15 protein-coding genes are annotated in these 17,744 nt (G+C 52.3%); 11 read left to right on the top strand and 4 right to left on the bottom strand.

Annotated features, from left to right (window positions below):
- The first annotated feature begins 70 nt into the window (after positions 1–70).
- From TMES_RS12915 to hemB, 4 genes are all read left to right on the top strand, one after another.
- Complete coding sequence (locus tag TMES_RS12915) at positions 71–1,360, top strand: O-acetylhomoserine aminocarboxypropyltransferase/cysteine synthase family protein (RefSeq protein ID WP_245835392.1); 1,290 nt, start codon at positions 71–73, stop codon at positions 1,358–1,360.
- 140 nt (positions 1,361–1,500) lie between these two features.
- Entirely contained in the window at positions 1,501–2,262 is a 762-nt protein-coding gene (locus TMES_RS12920; RefSeq protein WP_085583160.1) for a DeoR/GlpR family DNA-binding transcription regulator, read from the top strand.
- Between the two features lie 20 nt (positions 2,263–2,282).
- Positions 2,283–3,497 (top strand): MFS transporter, encoded by a 1,215-nt coding sequence (locus TMES_RS12925; RefSeq protein WP_085583162.1) that lies wholly within the window; start codon positions 2,283–2,285, stop codon positions 3,495–3,497.
- Positions 3,498–3,569: 72 nt separating this feature from the next.
- Complete coding sequence (gene hemB, locus TMES_RS12930; protein WP_085583164.1) at positions 3,570–4,574, top strand: porphobilinogen synthase; 1,005 nt, start codon at positions 3,570–3,572, stop codon at positions 4,572–4,574.
- 101 nt (positions 4,575–4,675) lie between these two features.
- Here the strand turns inward: hemB and TMES_RS12935 are convergent, their stop codons facing one another.
- Positions 4,676–5,617 (bottom strand): HAD-IIA family hydrolase, encoded by a 942-nt coding sequence (locus TMES_RS12935; RefSeq protein WP_085583166.1) that lies wholly within the window; start codon positions 5,615–5,617, stop codon positions 4,676–4,678.
- A gap of 574 nt (positions 5,618–6,191) precedes the next feature.
- Between TMES_RS12935 and TMES_RS12940 the strand changes: the two genes are divergently transcribed.
- Complete coding sequence (locus TMES_RS12940; RefSeq protein WP_085593631.1) at positions 6,192–6,350, top strand: DUF1127 domain-containing protein; 159 nt, start codon at positions 6,192–6,194, stop codon at positions 6,348–6,350.
- Between the two features lie 95 nt (positions 6,351–6,445).
- On the opposite strand, the gene TMES_RS12945 is transcribed toward TMES_RS12940, so the two are convergent.
- Both TMES_RS12945 and TMES_RS12950 read right to left on the bottom strand, forming a co-directional pair.
- Positions 6,446–7,957 (bottom strand): malonate--CoA ligase, encoded by a 1,512-nt coding sequence (locus TMES_RS12945; protein WP_245835394.1) that lies wholly within the window; start codon positions 7,955–7,957, stop codon positions 6,446–6,448.
- A gap of 154 nt (positions 7,958–8,111) precedes the next feature.
- Positions 8,112–9,278 (bottom strand): type III PLP-dependent enzyme, encoded by a 1,167-nt coding sequence (locus TMES_RS12950; protein WP_085583170.1) that lies wholly within the window; start codon positions 9,276–9,278, stop codon positions 8,112–8,114.
- A gap of 255 nt (positions 9,279–9,533) precedes the next feature.
- On the opposite strand from TMES_RS12950, the gene TMES_RS12955 reads away from it, so the two are divergent.
- Positions 9,534–11,009 carry an aldehyde dehydrogenase family protein gene (locus TMES_RS12955; protein WP_425444057.1) on the top strand — a complete coding sequence of 492 codons (1,476 nt, stop codon included), beginning with the start codon at positions 9,534–9,536 and terminating at the stop codon, positions 11,007–11,009.
- 361 nt (positions 11,010–11,370) lie between these two features.
- A complete protein-coding gene (locus tag TMES_RS12965) occupies positions 11,371–12,591 on the top strand; it encodes a threonine ammonia-lyase (RefSeq protein WP_085583176.1) in 1,221 nt (406 codons plus the stop codon).
- An 86-nt stretch (positions 12,592–12,677) separates the two neighbouring features.
- Here the strand turns inward: TMES_RS12965 and TMES_RS12970 are convergent, their stop codons facing one another.
- Positions 12,678–13,163: a flavin reductase family protein gene (locus TMES_RS12970; protein WP_085583178.1), complete on the bottom strand. Its 486-nt coding sequence runs from the start codon at positions 13,161–13,163 to the stop codon at positions 12,678–12,680.
- Between the two features lie 251 nt (positions 13,164–13,414).
- Here TMES_RS12970 and motA point away from each other — a divergent pair, with 251 nt between their 5' ends.
- The 4 genes from motA to TMES_RS12990 all read left to right on the top strand — a co-directional run bounded on the left by motA (position 13,415) and on the right by TMES_RS12990 (position 17,662).
- The gene (gene motA / locus TMES_RS12975) at positions 13,415–14,269 is read left to right on the top strand and encodes a flagellar motor stator protein MotA (protein ID WP_085583180.1); all 855 of its coding nucleotides are present in this window, start codon (positions 13,415–13,417) and stop codon (positions 14,267–14,269) included.
- A gap of 72 nt (positions 14,270–14,341) precedes the next feature.
- The gene (motB, locus tag TMES_RS12980) at positions 14,342–15,397 is read left to right on the top strand and encodes a flagellar motor protein MotB (protein WP_085583182.1); all 1,056 of its coding nucleotides are present in this window, start codon (positions 14,342–14,344) and stop codon (positions 15,395–15,397) included.
- A 204-nt stretch (positions 15,398–15,601) separates the two neighbouring features.
- A complete protein-coding gene (locus tag TMES_RS12985) occupies positions 15,602–16,330 on the top strand; it encodes an arginyltransferase (protein WP_085583184.1) in 729 nt (242 codons plus the stop codon).
- Between the two features lie 237 nt (positions 16,331–16,567).
- Positions 16,568–17,662: a TRAP transporter substrate-binding protein gene (locus TMES_RS12990; RefSeq protein ID WP_085583186.1), complete on the top strand. Its 1,095-nt coding sequence runs from the start codon at positions 16,568–16,570 to the stop codon at positions 17,660–17,662.
- The last annotated feature ends 82 nt before the right edge of the window (positions 17,663–17,744 follow it).

Raw genomic sequence — 17,744 nt, forward strand, 5'->3', positions numbered from 1 at the left:
TTGCCCGTGGGGAATTAATGTGGCTTACTGCGTGCAAATTTCGTTAAAAAACACCAACAGGGAAATGGAAATGACCGATAGCAAACACCCGGAAACCATTGTTCTTCATGCCGGTTATCGTGCTGACCCGACAACAGGTTCTGTCGCGGTCCCGATCTATCAGACCACCAGTTACCAGTTTCGCGATACCGAGCACGCGGCCAACCTTTTTGCCCTTAAAGAACTGGGCAATATCTATACCCGGCTGACAAACCCGACCAACGATGTGCTTGAACAACGCATTACCGCCCTTGAAGGCGGTGCGGCGGCGGTGGCCGTGGCATCGGGCCAGGCGGCAACAACCTTTTCGCTGCTTAATATTGCCCAGGCAGGCGATAATATTGTCAGCTCGACCGACCTTTATGGCGGCACATGGAATCTGTTTGCCAATACCTTCCGGCAAATGGGAATCGAGGTACGCTTTGCCGACCCGTCCGACCCGGAAAATTTTCGTAAACTGGCCGACGACAAAACCCGCGCCTTTTATGCCGAAACCCTGCCCAATCCCAAATTGCAGGTTTTCCCGCTGCGCGAAGTTGCCGATATTGGCGATGCACTGGGCATTCCGCTGGTTGTCGACAACACCGCCGCCCCGGTCCTGTGCCGCCCGATTGAACATGGTGCCAGCGTGGTAATGTATTCCACCACCAAATTCATTGCCGGTCATGGCACATCGGTTGGCGGTATTGTGGTTGATTCAGGCAAGTTTGATTGGGAAAAACACGCCAAACGTTTCCCGCTGCTGACCCAGCCCGACCCCAGCTATCACGGCGCGATCTGGACCGAGGCGGTGAAACCGATTGGTCCCGTCGCCTATGCGATCAAACTGCGTTGCACCTTGCTGCGCGATGTGGGTGCCGCCGCCTCGCCGCTAAGTTCGTTTCAGATCATTCAGGGGATGGAAACATTGCCCCTGCGCATGGAACGCCATTGTGAAAATGCCAACAAGGTTGCCGCCTTTTTGCAAAAGCACCCCAAAGTCGCCAAGGTTATTCATCCCAGCTTGCAAGAAGGCGAAACCCGCCGTCGGGCTGATCAGTATCTGAAGGGTGGATATGGCTCGCTGATGGGGTTTGAGCTAAAAGACGGTCGGGCTGCGGGCGAAAAGTTTATCAATAGCCTGCAACTGTTTTACCACGTCGCCAATATTGGAGATACGCGATCATTGGCCATTCACCCTGCCACCACCACACATTCACAAATGTCAGAATCCGAACTGACAGCCGCCGGGGTTAGCGAAAGCTATGTGCGCCTGTCGATTGGTATCGAACATATTGACGATATCCTTGCCGATCTGGAACAGGCGTTAAATCTCGCCTGAAACCCGCATCTGCCTGATATGAACCCGCGATATTCCCGGCCACGGTTTTCCGTGGCCGGTTTTTATTGACGTTCCTGTTGCCGCCGCTTAAAACAAAAACAGGCAAAATGTGCAATATAGTCAAAACAGGCAACACACCCATGTCCAGCGTCGAAAACCGGCAGCGCGAGATTTCGGTTCTTCTAAAACGGTTTGGCACCGTTCATATCCATGATCTGGCGGAACGGCTGCAAACATCGCTTGATACCATTCGTCGCGATTTGCGACAGATGGAAGGCTCTGGTCATTTACGGCGTATTCACGGCGGCGCTGTACTTCCCGCCACCAATGATGGAACCTATCAGGAACGCAGCCTGGAAGTACGCCCCGAACGTGCCGCCATTGCCCGCCATGTTGCCCACCACATGATCCCCGACGATGCCGTGGTGTTTTTTGACAGTGGCACCACAGTGCTAGACGTTGCCCGCCACCTTAAACCAGCCTTTTATGGCACCGCGATTGTGGTTAACCCGGCGGTGGCGGTGGTGCTGGCCGATCATGCAAATGCCAATGTCATCATGATTGGCGGCAAAATCATCAAGGGCGATATGGTGGTATCGGGGGCGGCAACAATTGCCGAAATCTGCCATTATCACGCCGATATTTGCATTTTGGGCACCTGCGCCATTCACCCTGATTTAGGGGTCAGCACACGCCACATTGAAGAACGTGCCAGCAAGGCCGCCATGATCGCGCAATCTGGCGACGTTATTGCCATTGCCACAGCCGATAAACTGGAAACCCGGATGCCTTTCAAGGTTTGTGACGTCGATGCGGTCAGCACGCTGGTAACAGGGCGCAAACTTTCAGAAAGTTATCTGGCCAATTACCAAACCCACGGCATTGACGTTGTGCTGGTATGAGCAACCCAAAGGTATCCTCGATGAATTCCCACCCCGCCCGCACCCTTGCCCATAACCGCTGTCGCGGTATATTTTTTCTGCATGGTGCCGGGTTTGCCAGTTGGGTGCCGCATATTCCGCTGGTTCAGGAACAGCTTGGGCTTAATCACGAAGATTTAGGATTGGCATTATTAGCAGCGGCAATTGGCGTTGTTGCCGCCATGCCGCTGGCAGCACGGTGTTCAGACCTTTTCGGGTCCAACATTGTTGTCAAATTTTCGGGTTTGCTATTTTTCCCGGCCCTTGTTGTGCCGTTATTCATGGCTTCACTGCCAACATTGGCAATTGCCCTTTTTGTCATGGGCTTTTGTGCCGCGATGATGGATATCGCCATGAATGCAAATGGCGTCAGCCTTGAACGCGTTCGCGGCAAAAGCATTTTATCAGGGCTGCACGGGTTCTGGAGCCTGGGCGGTTTTTGCGGTGCCGGCTTTGCAACATTGTGGTTCGCCCTGCCCCTGTCAAAATCCGTGCATCTTCCAATTAGTGCGATCATCTTGCTGGCCGCCCACTGGTATTTGCAACGCGGGCTTCTTGCCGATCACGTCAAACCAGCCCCCAAAAACAGCAATATCACCAACAAAACGAACCCGCCGGGTGACAGTGCCGCCCCTGATGGCGAAGTCCCGCTTTTCTGGCTGTTGCTGCCATTTGGCATTTGTGCCTTTATCGGGCAATTTGGCGAAGGCGTTATTACCGACTGGGTTACCGTTTTGATGATCAAAACGCTGGATAGCACCGCCAGCATTGCCGCCGCCGGATTTGCACTTTATTCGGCGGCAATGGCGATGACACGGCTGAGTGGCGATTGGCTGGTGTTGCGTCTGGGAAGGGCACCGGTGCTGATCGCCAGTTGCGGGTTGGCCACTACCGGATATGTGATGATTGCCCTGTCGCCGCATTATAGTGTGTCGTGGATCGGGTGTTTCATTGCGGGAACCGGTTTGGCCGTTATCCTGCCGCTATTGATATCAGCCGCAGCGGCCAGCACGGGCAAAAGTGGTGGCACCGTGGTTGCCACCATTGCCGCCACTGGCTACTCCGCCCTTATGGCCGGCCCGCCTTTCATTGGCGCAGTGGCGGAACAGTATGGCCTGGTCAACGCGTTTTTATTAACCTCGGGATTTTTAAGCCTGATCATTCCGGTATATCTGACCAGCATGCGCCAGCGGTTAAAAACTGTCCGCAATAGTTGATCAATGACGCGATCTGCCGCATAAAACTATTTCCAACGCCACCACCTTCCATCCGCGCGAAAGAGATTGATCATGGCCCATCCTGTCAGTTATGGCACTTTCCCCCGCACACGCCTGCGTCGCCCCCGCATGACCGATTGGTCCCGGCGGATGGTGGCAGAAACCCGCCTGAGTGTTGATGACCTGATTTTGCCGGTCTTCGTGATCGCAGGGCGCAATCAGCGCGTCGCCATTTCATCCATGCCCGGCGTTGAACGCCAAAGCATCGATATTTTGGTTGAAACCGCCCGCCACGCCGAAAAACTTGGTATTCCGGCACTAGCCCTGTTTCCCTATATCGACCCGGCGCTTAAAACCGAAGATGCGCGCGAAGCCTACAACCCCGACAATGTTGTGTGCGAAGCCACCAAAGCCATCAAGGATGCCTGCCCCAACCTTGGTATCATCACCGATGTCGCCCTTGACCCGTTTAATTCCAACGGTCAGGACGGGGTCGTGATTGATGGTGAAATCCTGAATGACGAAACAACCGAGGCCCTGGTGCGCCAGGCGCTGGTTCAGGCGCAAGCCGGGTGCGATATTGTTGCCCCATCTGACATGATGGATGGGCGCATTGCCGCCATTCGCGATGTTTTGGAAACTGAAAATCTGAAAAAAGTGCAGATCATGGCCTATGCCGCCAAATATGCATCTTCTTTTTATGGCCCGTTCCGCGATGCCATTGGTTCGGCCAGTGCGCTGGGCAAGGCCGACAAAAAAACCTATCAACTTAACCCCGCCAACAGCGACGAAGCCCTGCGTGAAGTGGCCTATGACCTTGATGAAGGGGCCGATTCCGTCATCGTCAAACCCGGCCTGCCCTATCTTGATATTGTGCGCCGCGTGCGGGACAGCTTTGGCGTACCGGTATTTGCTTATCAGGTATCGGGCGAATACGCGATGTTGCGCGCCGCCGGTGACAATGGCTGGCTGGATTATACCGCCTGTGCCGTGGAAACACTGGCTTGCTTTAAACGTGCGGGCGCATCGGGCATTTTAACCTATAGCGCCATCGACGTTGCCGAATATCTTGACTGACCAGCCAAGGCGGACCATCGAACATAAATAATGCCAATATAAATAAAGGGTGCCGGATATGACGTTCCGGCCCCCTTTATTTTGCAGTTCAGGCGTGAATTTTATTCCAGTCCGTGGCCAATTGCCGGGGCAATAAAATGCGGATGAATGCCTGAACGCTGATACAGCCCTGTCAGGTCTTCATATCCGTCCAAAAACCCGCCCCGGGTTACCAGCAATGTTTTAATACCGGCGGCAAGCCCGCCCAGCACATCCGTATGCAGGGTATCGCCCACCATCAGAATGCGGCTGCGATCTACGGTTGGATGGCGGTTCAAAATATCGTCGAACACTTCGCGGTACGGTTTGCCAACACATTGCGGCATAACACCGCACGCATCGGCCGCCAGATGGGCAAAATAGCCCGATTCAACCGATAAAAAATCGCCCATTGGCGCACAAATATCGGGGTTTCCCACCAATATTGGGCGCGGTTTTTTGGCAAGGCTGGCTTCAAGCAGTTGCTGCCGCGCGCCGTGCCATTCATCGGAATCAATCAAAACAAATCCCTCGGCCGCATCATAAATGCCCGGATCATCGGCCAGAAACCGGGCCTGTCCCGGTAATCCGTCAATCGGCCAGTGCTGTGGCGCCATGATGCCCCATTGCGTCACATCAAAATGACGGTCCATCATCGGGACAATATATTTGGCACTGCTGACCAGTGACTCGACAGTAAAATCAAAACCACGATTTCTGTGCCGCGTAATGATGGCTTCAGCTGTGTTCGAGGCATCGTTGGTCACAACCGCCAGATCCACACCGCGTTTCCGTAAGGCCGATACCGCCGACAACGCGCCGGGGATCGCATGAACACCGGAATTAAGCACACCGAATGCGTCAAAGATAATGACATCAAACTGATCGGCGATTTCCAGAATATTGTGAACAACCTGCGTTTGCGCGGGCAAATCGCCATCGGCAAGCTGCGGCATCCTGTCTGCATATTTCAAATAAGCCGCGATAGCACTTTCCCGGTCAAGGGCAGGTCTGGCACCTGTCATTATATATAGGCCTTTCACGATTAGAATTTGGTCTGGCCGCACCGTTTGGCCGCGCGAGTCTTTTGCTACTTTTCGCAAATATGCGCGCCGACACGATCAACCTGTCCATTGCGGCTGTCATCTGTGCCTGTAAAACCACATAAAATCAATACAGCGAAAAAGTCGCAGCCCGCACAATTTGCACGCATGAGTGGGAACCACCAATACACTAAAAAATTGGGTAATTTTATTAGCCATGCACTCAGCGCATGGGCGAAAAAGGATCATTATTTCAATACCGTCTCTTTTGGTGGTTATTTTTTATGCATTTGATTAAAATCTGCGCTTTATCCGGCCCTGCTCTGCAAAAAACGCAATGGTTAAATGGCCCGGCCAAGCCTATCTTCTGCCTCAAGAGATAACGCGATCATGACTGGCACGGTTACACACAAAGATGACTTTGCCGCTGTGGTTGCACATAGCAGACCGACACGTCGAGCCATTCAGCATGCCATTCGGGCATGACACGGATCACTTGCCGGTTCCCTGAATGTCCTTACCGGCGCTGTCCGGACGGTTTGAAATAGGTGATAAAATGATCCTTACCAAAATTTTCGCTTACCTGCGTGCCCTGCGGATCCAATACCAGACCCAGAATGCACTGGCCCGCCTTGATCATCGCGAACTAGCTGACATCGGCCTGAACCGCGACCAGATTGACGATGTTGCACATCGTGTTGCCTTTGGTCACTAAGATCAGGTTACCGATCGTCCAGATCCAAACGAAAAAGCCCCGTGCGATCAATGCGCCGGGGCTTTTTTGCTGTTCATATCAAACAGCGCACCGCTTTAAAAAACACCCCCAAATTGATCCCGCAAGGCGTTTTTCTGGACTTTTCCCATCGCATTGCGGGGCAATTCATCCACAAAGAATACCTGTTTCGGTACTTTGAAGTTCGCCATTAACGATTTGATATGGCTGATAATTTCTGGTCCAGTTAATGTTAATCCATCTTGCAGCACAACAATTGCAAGCACCGCCTCACCAAAATCGGGGTGCGGCACGCCGATAACGGCACTTTCCAAAACTCCGGCCATTTTGTCGATCTCGGTTTCAATTTCCTTGGGATAAATATTAAACCCGCCCGAAATCACCAGATCCTTGGCCCGGCCCACAATATGCACATAGCCCTTGTCATCAATAAGGGCGATATCACCGGTGATGAAAAAACCATCCTCGCGAAATTCTTCGCGGGTTTTTTCGGGCATTTTCCAGTATCCGGCAAAGACATTTGGCCCCCGCGCCTCAAGAACACCAACCTCGCCTTGCGGTAAAACCTGCCCCTTGTCATCACAAACCCGCACTTCGACATCGGGCAATGCCGGGCCGACAGTGTGAATAACACGGTCACCATCCAGCGGGTTTGAGGTTGCCATGCCCATTTCGGTCATGCCGTAACGTTCCAGCAAATAATGCCCGGTGCGGGCATGAAAGGCCGAAAAAGTTTCGGGCAATAACGGTGCCGACCCTGAAATAAACAGCCGCATGTTCGATACCAGGGCGGCATTAAAATCCTCGCCCGCCAGCAAGCGAACATAAAAGGTGGGAACCCCCATCATCACCGTAGCACCCGGCAAAGCCGCAATGACCTGTGCGCGGTCAAACTTGGGCAGGAAAAGCATGCTCGCCCCTGACATCATGACGCAATGGCAGGCAATGAACAGGCCGTGGGTATGGAATATCGGCAAGGCATGCAGCAAGGTGTCGGCCGCAGTAAAGCCCCATAAATCAACCAGCGTACGCCCGTTTGACCACAAATTCATTTGGGTCATCATCGCACCTTTGGGCTTACCGGTGGTGCCCGATGTATAAAGAATTGCGGCCAGATCATCATCAGCACACGGGATGGCGGCAAAATCGGTTATTTGCGCGCTGGCGGCATCCTGTATGGTGCCCTGCCCGTCATCACCCAGCGTAAATACTACCGAGCCAGATTTTTCACGGGCGATTTCCTCCATCTCGGACTTGCGGTCCGGCTGGCACACAATCACAACCGGCGCTGCGTCTTGCATGAAATAGGCAAGTTCTTGCGCCTGATAGGCCGTGTTCAATGGCAAATAAACCAGCCCGGCCCGAATGCAGCCCAGATATAAAAACAATGCCGCAGGCGATTTGTCGACCTGAACGGCAACCCGGTCGCCCTTGCGCGCGCCAGACGCGTGCAGCACGGCAGCATAACGTGACGACCATTCATCGGCATCGCGATAACTAAACCACGCCCCGTCAGGTGTTTCTAGCAATGTCTTGTTCATATCGGCGGGAAAACAATCCCGAAGGCGCATGAAAAGGCTGGTGGTCACTTTGTTTTACCCTGCACAATAGTGTTACGGACCACACCAGAGGTGCAGCCCGTTTTCACCAACCTAATACAGGAAAATTTTATTTGCAATTCGGTACCGCTTTACCGTGTTGGCAAAAATACCCTAAATTTAGCGGCCTGACCCCACAACCAGGCTAACCAACCTGCGGAAATTCGCCGTCAATAAACGGGAATGTTTCGCCCACCGTCACCAGTAATTCGGGGAAGAACCCGTTAAAATGGGTTGCTAACGCATTGCTATAAGCCCCGATATGGCCAAATTCGATCCAGTCGCCTTCGCGAATATCGGCTGGCAGGTTAACCGTTGCCGGTAGCACATCCATGTTATCGCAGGTTGGCCCGTAAATGGTGAATTCGAGGGTTTCTTCTGGGTCAAAATCACCATCAATGCGCATGGGACGCACCGGGAACCGCAAATTGCCAGTTACGGCTTCGGAAAGGCTGCCATAAATACCGTCATTGATAAAAAGCTGGTCTTCCTTGCGCAACTGAATTTGCGTTACCAGCGACACACCGCTTGAAACCAGTGCACGGCCCGGTTCACACATAAAGGTAATGTCAGGCATATCAAGCCAGCGAATGCAGTCCTTGATTTCATCCATAAACACATCAAGGTTTGGTCCGCGCTGGTTCATATACTGGCCAGGGAAGCCGCCACCAACATCGATGGAATGCAGTTTGACACCCGAAAAATCAATCACCTGACGGATCAGTTCTATCGCAATCCGATATCCGTTCGGGCTGGTACATTGCGAGCCAACATGGAAACACAAACCGGCTTTGTAGCCATAACTGTCAACTTTTTTAAGCAGTTCCGCTGCGGTCATCGGGCGAGCGCCAAACTTGGCCGACAAATTATAGGCCGCCCCTGCCGGGGGGGTCGCCAGACGCACATGGATGATGATGTCCGGGTCTTCATCGGTTTCGGCCCGAATTTTATGCAGCTCATCCTCGGTATCGATCACGAAATGGCGAATGCCAAACACCCGATGCGCACTGCGAATGGCATCGCGGCTTTTGACCGGATGCATAAAATAGGCGTCCATGCCGGGAAACTGCCGCCGCACCAGCGCGATTTCTTCGGGTGATGCTGTGTCAAAATGGCGCACGCCACCTTCATGTAAATACCGCATAATTTCGGGATGCGGGTTACATTTCACCGCATATAGGACTTTGCCAGGAAAAATGTCGACAAACCGCCGCGCTGCATCGCGCAAAATGTCAGGGCGCAAACAATAAACCGGATAAGACGGCTTAAGTTCCTTAACGACATCATAGGTCGTATCAAAATGGCGTGGCATGGCTGGCTCCGAACATTCCAGAAAGTGAATAACATAAACGCCCGCGCGGGCGGGCTGTTCCGGGGAAAGTTCCGGCGCGGCCCACCCTAACAAGCATCGTTCTAAAAGTCATGAACGATCACGCGCAAAGGGCTTGCATTAGAACGACCGCCTCGCTAATTTGGTAAAACAATACCGAATAACCACTTAACCCGCTGCGCGACAAATGCGCGCACAAGACGGGTAAAAATCAGGGAGGCTTTCGTGCCTGTTGAAATGGAACTCGATCCGTTCGTTTTGGCCAAATCATTGTCTGGCGTTCACTTGATTGACGGCGAATTTGTCGCCCCGATTAATGGTAAAACATTTGACGTTTTAAACCCGGCAACCAACAAATCGATTGGTCACGCCGCCGAAGGCGATGCCGATGATGTTGAACGCGCTGTTGCGGTCGCCAAGGCGGCGCAAAAAGACTGGGCCCAGCGCCCGGCGCGCGAACGCGGCAAACTTGTTGCCGAATGTGGTCGCATTCTGAACCAGCATGTCGATGAACTAGGCAAGCTGATTGCCCTTGAATCGGGCAAGGCGCTCCGCACCGAAAGCCGGGTTGAAGCATCGGTTCTGGCCGACATGTTTGTGTTTTTCGGCGGGCTTGCATCGGAACTTAAGGGCGAGACCATCCCCTTTAACCCCAACATGATGACCCTGACTACCCGTGAGCCTGTTGGCGTGGTCGGTGCTATCATTCCGTGGAATGTGCCGTTGCTGCTTATGGCGATCAAGGTGGCACCCGCCCTTGTGGCGGGTAACAGTGTTGTCGTCAAATCGGCCGAAGACACCCCGTTTACCGTTTTGCGTGTTTGCCAGATCATGCAACAGATTTTGCCCAAGGGTGTTTTAAACATTCTTTCGGGCTTTGGCCCGGGTTGCGGCGGGCCGCTGGTGGCGCATAAGGATGTTAAAAAGGTATCGTTTACCGGGTCTGTTGAAACCGGGCGTATTGTTTACCGTGCGGCGGCGGAAAAACTGATCCCGGTCACACTGGAACTGGGCGGCAAATCGCCAATGATCGTGATGGGCGATGCCGACATTGAAAAGGCCGTTGCCGGTGCCATTGGTGGCATGCGCTTTACCCGTCAGGGGCAAAGCTGCACCGCATCGTCGCGCATCCTTGTTCATGAAGACCTGCATGACGATTTCGTCGCCCGCCTGAAGGACAAGGTCAACAGCCTTAAAATGGGCAACCCACTGGATGAAGCAACCGACATTGGCACCATTATCAATGCCAAACAACGCGCCAAAGTGTGCAATTACATTGAAATTGGCAGCAGCGAAGGGGCGCAAAAACACGAATTAAGTGCCCTGCCCGACGACCCGGAACTGGCCGACGGACAGTTTGTCCGCCCGGTTATTTTTACCGATGTCAAACACGATGCCCGCATTGCCCGCGAAGAAATTTTTGGCCCGGTCGCCTGCGTGTTCAAGTTTAAAACATTCGATGAAGCCATTGAACTTGCAAACGATAGCGACTTTGGCCTTGCTGCCACAGTCTGGACGACCGACCTTAAAACAGCGCTTGTTGCGACCAAACGGCTTGAAGCCGGTTTTGTGCAGGTAAACCAGAATTTGGTGGTTCAACCGAACCTGTCTTATGGCGGGGTTAAACTTTCGGGGCTGGGGCGTGAAGCATCGCTTGAAAGCATGCTGGAGCATTTTACCCACAAGAAAACCATCATCCTCAACATGGAATAAGGGAATAACCGCCAGTTATTTTCCCGCCGGGTTGCATTGCAAAATGTGCAACCCGGTTTTTTTGTTGTTTGCTTGACCTTGACGGCGTGATCCGTAAAAGTGCCTGTGTATCGCTGAAAGTATCTGAAAGTATCTGGCACATGTCTAACGACGCCGACACCCTTTTGCCGCCCTGTTCCCAACCTTGTTTTACAGGTGCGGCTGCCATGATGCTTATTATGATTACACGCACCATTTGTGCGCTGCGAATGTGAACCCTGTCATCTGCGGATGACAGGTCTGGTTTATCCCCGATTAACTCCCCACATTCACACATGCTGTTTTTGCCTTGTTTGAAGGCAGAGCGCACAGGAGTCTGCAAATGGCTGTTTCCTATCACGATATCGTTCGCGCATCCCGCCTGCTTGAGGGCATTGTTAATAAAACACCATTGGTAAAATCCCTGACCCTGTCAAAGATTTGCCAAGCCGATGTTTATTTGAAACTTGAAAACCTGCAATATACCGCATCGTTCAAGGAACGTGGCGCCTATGTCAAACTGGCCAGCCTGACACCAGAAGAACGTGCCTGCGGGGTTATCGCGGTATCGGCAGGCAACCATGCCCAGGGCGTTGCCTATAATGCCAAACGGCTGGGTATTCCCGCCACCATCGTCATGCCTGAAAACACGCCCTATACCAAGGTTCGCCACACCCGGTCACACGGGGCAGAAGTGGTGTTAAAAGGCACGGTATTGGCTGAATCGATGCAGGCCGCCCACGCATTACAGCAAGAACGCGGACTGACATTCGTTCATCCGTTTGATGACGACCATATCATTGCCGGTCAGGGCACCGTCGGGCTGGAAATATTAAATGAAGGTGCCGATTTTGATACCGTGATTGTGCCGATTGGCGGCGGAGGCCTGGCATCGGGTATTGCGACCGCCATCAAGGCGCGGCGCCCCGATATTGATGTGATCGGTGTTGAAACCAAACTATATCCGTCGATGTATGAAGGTATTCACCAAAAAGAATTTACTGGCGGTGGTGTCACGATTGCAGAAGGCATTGCTGTTAAGCAGCCCGGCGGCAAAACGCTCGAAATCTGCAAGGAACTTCTCGACGACATTGTTCTGGTTGAAGAATCCGCCATTGAACGCGCGATCCAGATGCTGATTGAAATTGAAAAGACAGTCGTCGAGGGTGCGGGCGCAGCGCCGTTAGCTGCCCTGCTCGATCATCCCGAACGATTTACAGGCAAAAAAGTTTGCCTGATCATTAGTGGCGGCAACATCGATAGCCGGTTATTGGCCCAGGTTTTAATGCGCGGCATGGCCCGTGAAGGGCGCCTGGTCCGTATCCGTATTGAAATTCCCGATGTGCCCGGCGCACTGGCCCGGATCAGCACCCTGATCGGCAATGCCGATGCCAACATTATTGAAGTTTACCATCAGCGCTATTTTTACGACATTCCGGCCAAACAGACCGATGTCGATATGGTTTTAGAAGTGCGTGACACGGCACATGCCCAGCAGGTAACCGATTATCTCAAGGAAAACGGTTATGGCGGGCGATTGCTCGGCAACACGTCGCTGGATTAACTTCTGATCCAAAACGCTGTTTGCAAATATCAAAGCAATTTTCAGACAGCGTTCCTGATCATCTATGCGCTCAAACGGTTATCAGGTTAAAACCGAACCAGTTGGGCATAGGCACCGCCGTAATATAACAAGGGATCGCCCGTTTCGCCCATTTCAACGGCGTTCACCTGCCCGACAATAATACTGTGATCGCCGCCATCATGGACGGCATGGCGAACACAGGAAAAAGTCGAAATATTACCAATCAGTGCCGGCATGCCGTGGCCATTATCGACAAAACCGGTTTCTTCCCAGCGATCTTCGATCGGGGAGGAAAACCTTTCGGCCAGATCTTTTTGCGAACTGCGCAGAACGTTAATACAAAAATGCTGAACATCGCCGGTAAAGACATCATGTGTCGCGGCATTGCGGGCAACAGAAAAAAGCACCAGTGGCGGTTCCAGTGATACGGACGAAAATGAATTAATTGTAATCCCGACCTTCTGTCCAACCGTATTACGTGTGGTAACAACGGCAACACCAGTTGCAAACTGGCCTAGGCAATCCCGGAAATGTCGTGACGAGAAGGACATGTTCAAATTACAGCTTTCATTGTTGTTTAAGATCGGCGAAACCCGGAATAAAGCCACAGGAACATGGCGACAAATTCAAAAACTGTCAAATACTGACATAAATTGATTTGTAAACATGATGTTAACAACAATTTGAACTAATTGTATCATAGCGAGTGGGACTTTTGTTAAAAGGCACCACATAAACAATTGGGCGGAGCATTCCACCCAAACGGACAGGGCGGCCAGATCGTCGGCACAAGGGGTAGTAGATGTTTCTGATCATTGGTTATGTGATTGTGATCGGTGCGGTTCTCGGGGGCTATTTGCCACATGGCAAATTTAGCGTCCTGATTCAGCCCTTTGAAATATTGATCATTTTCGGTGCTGCCTTTGGCACGTTCCTGATCGCAAACCCGATGAGCGTTCTGAAACGCAGCATTTCATACACCATACGTGCCATGAAAGGTGCGAAGAAAAAACCAGCCTATCTGGAATTACTGGTTTGTCTGTATGCTGTGTTTCGTCTGGCGAAATCAAAGGGTGACCTTGCCCTTGAAAGTCATGTTGAAAACCCCGAAAGCTCGTCCCTGTTCAACAACTTTCCCGGCGTCACGGCCGACCACCATGTCCTTGAATTCCTGTGCGATTATTTGCGCCTGCTAACATTAGGCACCACCAATTCCTATGAGTTGGAAGCCGTGATTGATCAGGAACTTGAAGCCCATCACGAAGAAGATAATGTCGTCCCCGATGCCATTCAGGCCGTTGGCGATGCCCTGCCCGGCCTTGGTATCGTCGCCGCTGTGCTTGGTGTGATCAACACCATGGGCTCGGTCACCGAACCGCCTGAAATTTTGGGCGAAATGATCGGTGCGGCCCTTGTCGGTACGTTTTTGGGTATTCTGGCATCGTATGGTTTTGTCGGTCCGACTTCAGCCATTATCAAGAAAACGCTGGATCAGGATGCGAAATTCTATGTTTGCATGAAAGCCGCCCTGATTGGCCATATGCAAGGCTATGCCCCGCAGGTATCCGTAGAATTTGCCCGTAAAATCTTGCCTCCTGAAGTCCGTCCAAGCTTCAAGGAACTTGACGACGCCATTCAAAATGCTCCAACGGTTTAAGAGATAAAGCGTTGGAAAAGCTCCGCCATATTTATGGCAATGCGTTTGTGTGCCGGGAAATGACAGTCTGACATGCCTGATATTGTAATCAAAAAAGTCAAAAAAGGCGGACATGGCGGCCATCATGGCGGGTCATGGAAAGTTGCATATGCCGACTTTGTAACCGCAATGATGGCGTTCTTTTTGCTGTTATGGCTGCTGAGCAGTTCGACAGATGAACAGTTGCACGGCATTTCCAATTATTTCGCACCGGAATCAATTTCACAAAGCGAATCGGGTGCGGGTGGCTTGCTTGCAGGCACCAAACTTGCCGATTCAGGCGCAATGCGATCTGAAAACGGTGCGCCGGTTATTCAAATGGATATTCCGCCAAGCCCCGATGCCACAACCGTTGCAACCGAGACCAAAACAGAAACTGCCGAAGAAAAAGCCGCTAAAAAAGCCGAAGCCCAGGAAAAGAAAGAATTTGATGAAGCGGCAGATGATTTGAAAAAGGCGATGGAAAAATCGCCCGAACTTCAGGAATTGTCAAAAAACCTGCTGGTTGAACAAACAGACGAAGGGCTGCGAATTCAAATCATCGATAAAGACGGCACATCGATGTTTCCCAGCGGCAGTGCGGATTTGCGCGACCATACAAAACTGCTGTTAAAGCAGGTTGCCCAGGCCATCACCGATATGCCGCAGGATATTTCCATTGAAGGTCATACCGATGCCGTGCCCTATTCGCTTGGCAACGGAACCTATACAAACTGGGAACTGTCGGCGGATCGCGCCCTTGCAACACGCCGCGAATTGCAAATTGACGGCCTGCCGACAAAACGTTTCGGCAAGGTTTCGGGCGTTGCCGATACGGCACCCTTCATCAAGGATAACCCGAAAGATGAACGTAACCGGCGCATTAGCATAACCTTGCTGCGCGGCACCGGCAAGCTGACCCCGCTTGATGCCCCGGCCAGCGACGACGCGGCACCTGGTACAGATGCTGATACAGGCACGGGCGGCATGAGCTATGGTTTCGAGCCCAAGGATACCGGGCGCACCGCGGGTACCAACAGCAGTTCGGGCAATATCGACCCTGATGCCCCCATTGAACGACCCACATTTTCAGTTCCGTCACGCAATTAACGCAGGAACGTCATAACGTTATTTTGTCACAAGGCCCGGTCATACCCATGATCGGGCCTTGTGACCATTTGGCGTATCGCCACAAAACACATTATAAATGACCGATTGGCGCGAATGAACGCGACAGCCACTTTAAAGTTTGCGTCGCGATGCCTACACTAGTTAAATAACAACATCACTTCAGGCACGGAAACCCAAATTCACATGACGGTCAATCAGCGGCGCCAGACACAGCATTATTTCATTACCGCCCCCATGCCCTGCCCTTATTTGCCCGGGCGGTTTGAACGCAAGCTGGTCACAGAACTGCGTGGCCCCGAAGCCAACAGCATTCATGACCTTTTGTCGCGTGCGGGTTTTCGACGCAGCCATTCGATTGCTTATTTACCCGCCTGTGGGGATTGCGATGCCTGTATCCCGGTGCGGGTCTGCGCGCAGGAATTTCAGGATCACCGGTCTTTTCGCCGGAACCGTGCCGCCAATGCCGACCTGACGCGTAAAATATTTGCCGCATCGGCCACCCAGGAACAATACCGGCTGTTTTCCGATTATCAGGATGCCCGCCACGGTGATGGTGACATGGCGCGCATGGATACCCGCGATTACCGTGCGATGATGGAAGATACCACTGTTGATACGTCTATTTTTGAATACCGCACGACAGATGGCAAACTGATTGCCGTGGCTCTGGTTGACGCCCTGTCTGACGGACTTTCGGCTGTTTACAGCTTTTTTGACCCCAAAGAAGACCGGCGAAGCCTTGGCACCTTTATCATTCTCGATCTGATCGAAGAAACAGCCCGTTTGGGCTTGCCGTTTGTTTATCTGGGTTACTGGGTTCGCGATTGTCGCAAAATGGCATATAAAACCCGGTTCAAACCAATAGAATCGTTTCGCAACGGGCAATGGACCGTTCACAGCGCCGAGGATTAAACGTTCCCGTCTTTCCATGATGGGTCATTTCCCCGCCAAAGCCCGCCTCAACCCTGAATACGCACATCATGCTGCGTAAAAACACTCAGGGCACTCAAAAAATATCCAAAAGTTTAGGTTTCAGGAACGATCGGCGGTTGCCTCCTATCCGCAACGACGATAATCTTTGAAGACGAAGTCGAAACAAGGCTTTGTAAAAAAATAAATTATCGATTGTTTGCTGGGAGGCTACAAACAATGAAACGTCGTCAATTCCTGAGCGGCGCCGCTTTGGCGGGCGCTACCGCTGCTGTTGCATCCACATTTCCAAAACCTGCCCTTGCCCAGGACGTTCGCGAATGGCGCATGGTTACGACCTGGCCCAAAAACTTCCCGGGCCTTGGCACCGGCGCAAATTTGCTGGCTGAATATATCAACAAGGCATCTGATGGCCGCATGAAAGTGTCGGTTTATGGCGCGGGTGAAATTGTTCCGGCCTTTGAAGCCATTGATGCTGTGGGCAACGGGACCGTCGAAATGGGCCACGGTGCGCCCTATTACTGGAAAGGCAAGGTTGCTGCGACCCAGTATCTTGCTGCCATGCCATTTGGTTTGACCGCACAGGAACAAAATTCGTGGTTCCAGTATGGCGGCGGTCAGGAAATTGCTGACAAGATTTATGCCAAATTAAATTGCAAATTTTTCCCGTCAGGCAATACCGGCACCCAGATGGGCGGCTGGTTTAACAAGGAAATGAACACCATTGACGACTTTAAAGGTCTGAAAATGCGCATTCCCGGCCTTGGCGGCGAAGTTATTCAGGCCGCAGGTGGCAACGTTGTTAACCTGCCGGGCGGCGAAATTCCGCCTGCCCTGCAATCGGGTGCCATTGACGCAACCGAATGGGTTGGCCCTTATAACGATCTGGCATTTGGTCTCTATAAATCGGCGAAATATTACTACTATCCGGGTTGGCACGAGCCGGCAACCACACTGGAAAACTTCATTAATCTGGAAGCATGGAACGACCTTCCCGACGACTTGAAAGCCATTGTCGAACAGGCAAACCGTGCCACCAACCAGATGGTGCTGTCTGAATTTGTGGCGCGCAACAATCAGGCGCTGAAAACCCTGCGTGAAAAACACAATGTCGATGTGCGGCCGTTCTCCGATGAAATCCTCACCAACCTTGGCACGCTGGCGGGCAAGGTTCTGCGAGAACTTGTTGCAGCCGACCCGCTGTCTCAGGAAGTTTTCGACAGTCTGGTTGCCTTTCGCGCGCAATCCATCACCTGGGCGAAATATTCCGAAAGCGCATTTATGCAAGCCCGCGTCCTACCCTTCAAATACTGATGGGCACACCGGGTTAATATCCAAAATCGCGACAAGGGCTGGCAAATTTGCCAGCCCTTTTTCATGATGAGATGATAAAACC

The organism is Thalassospira mesophila (assembly GCF_002115755.1).
GTDB classification, from domain to species: Bacteria; Pseudomonadota; Alphaproteobacteria; order Rhodospirillales; family Thalassospiraceae; genus Thalassospira; species Thalassospira mesophila.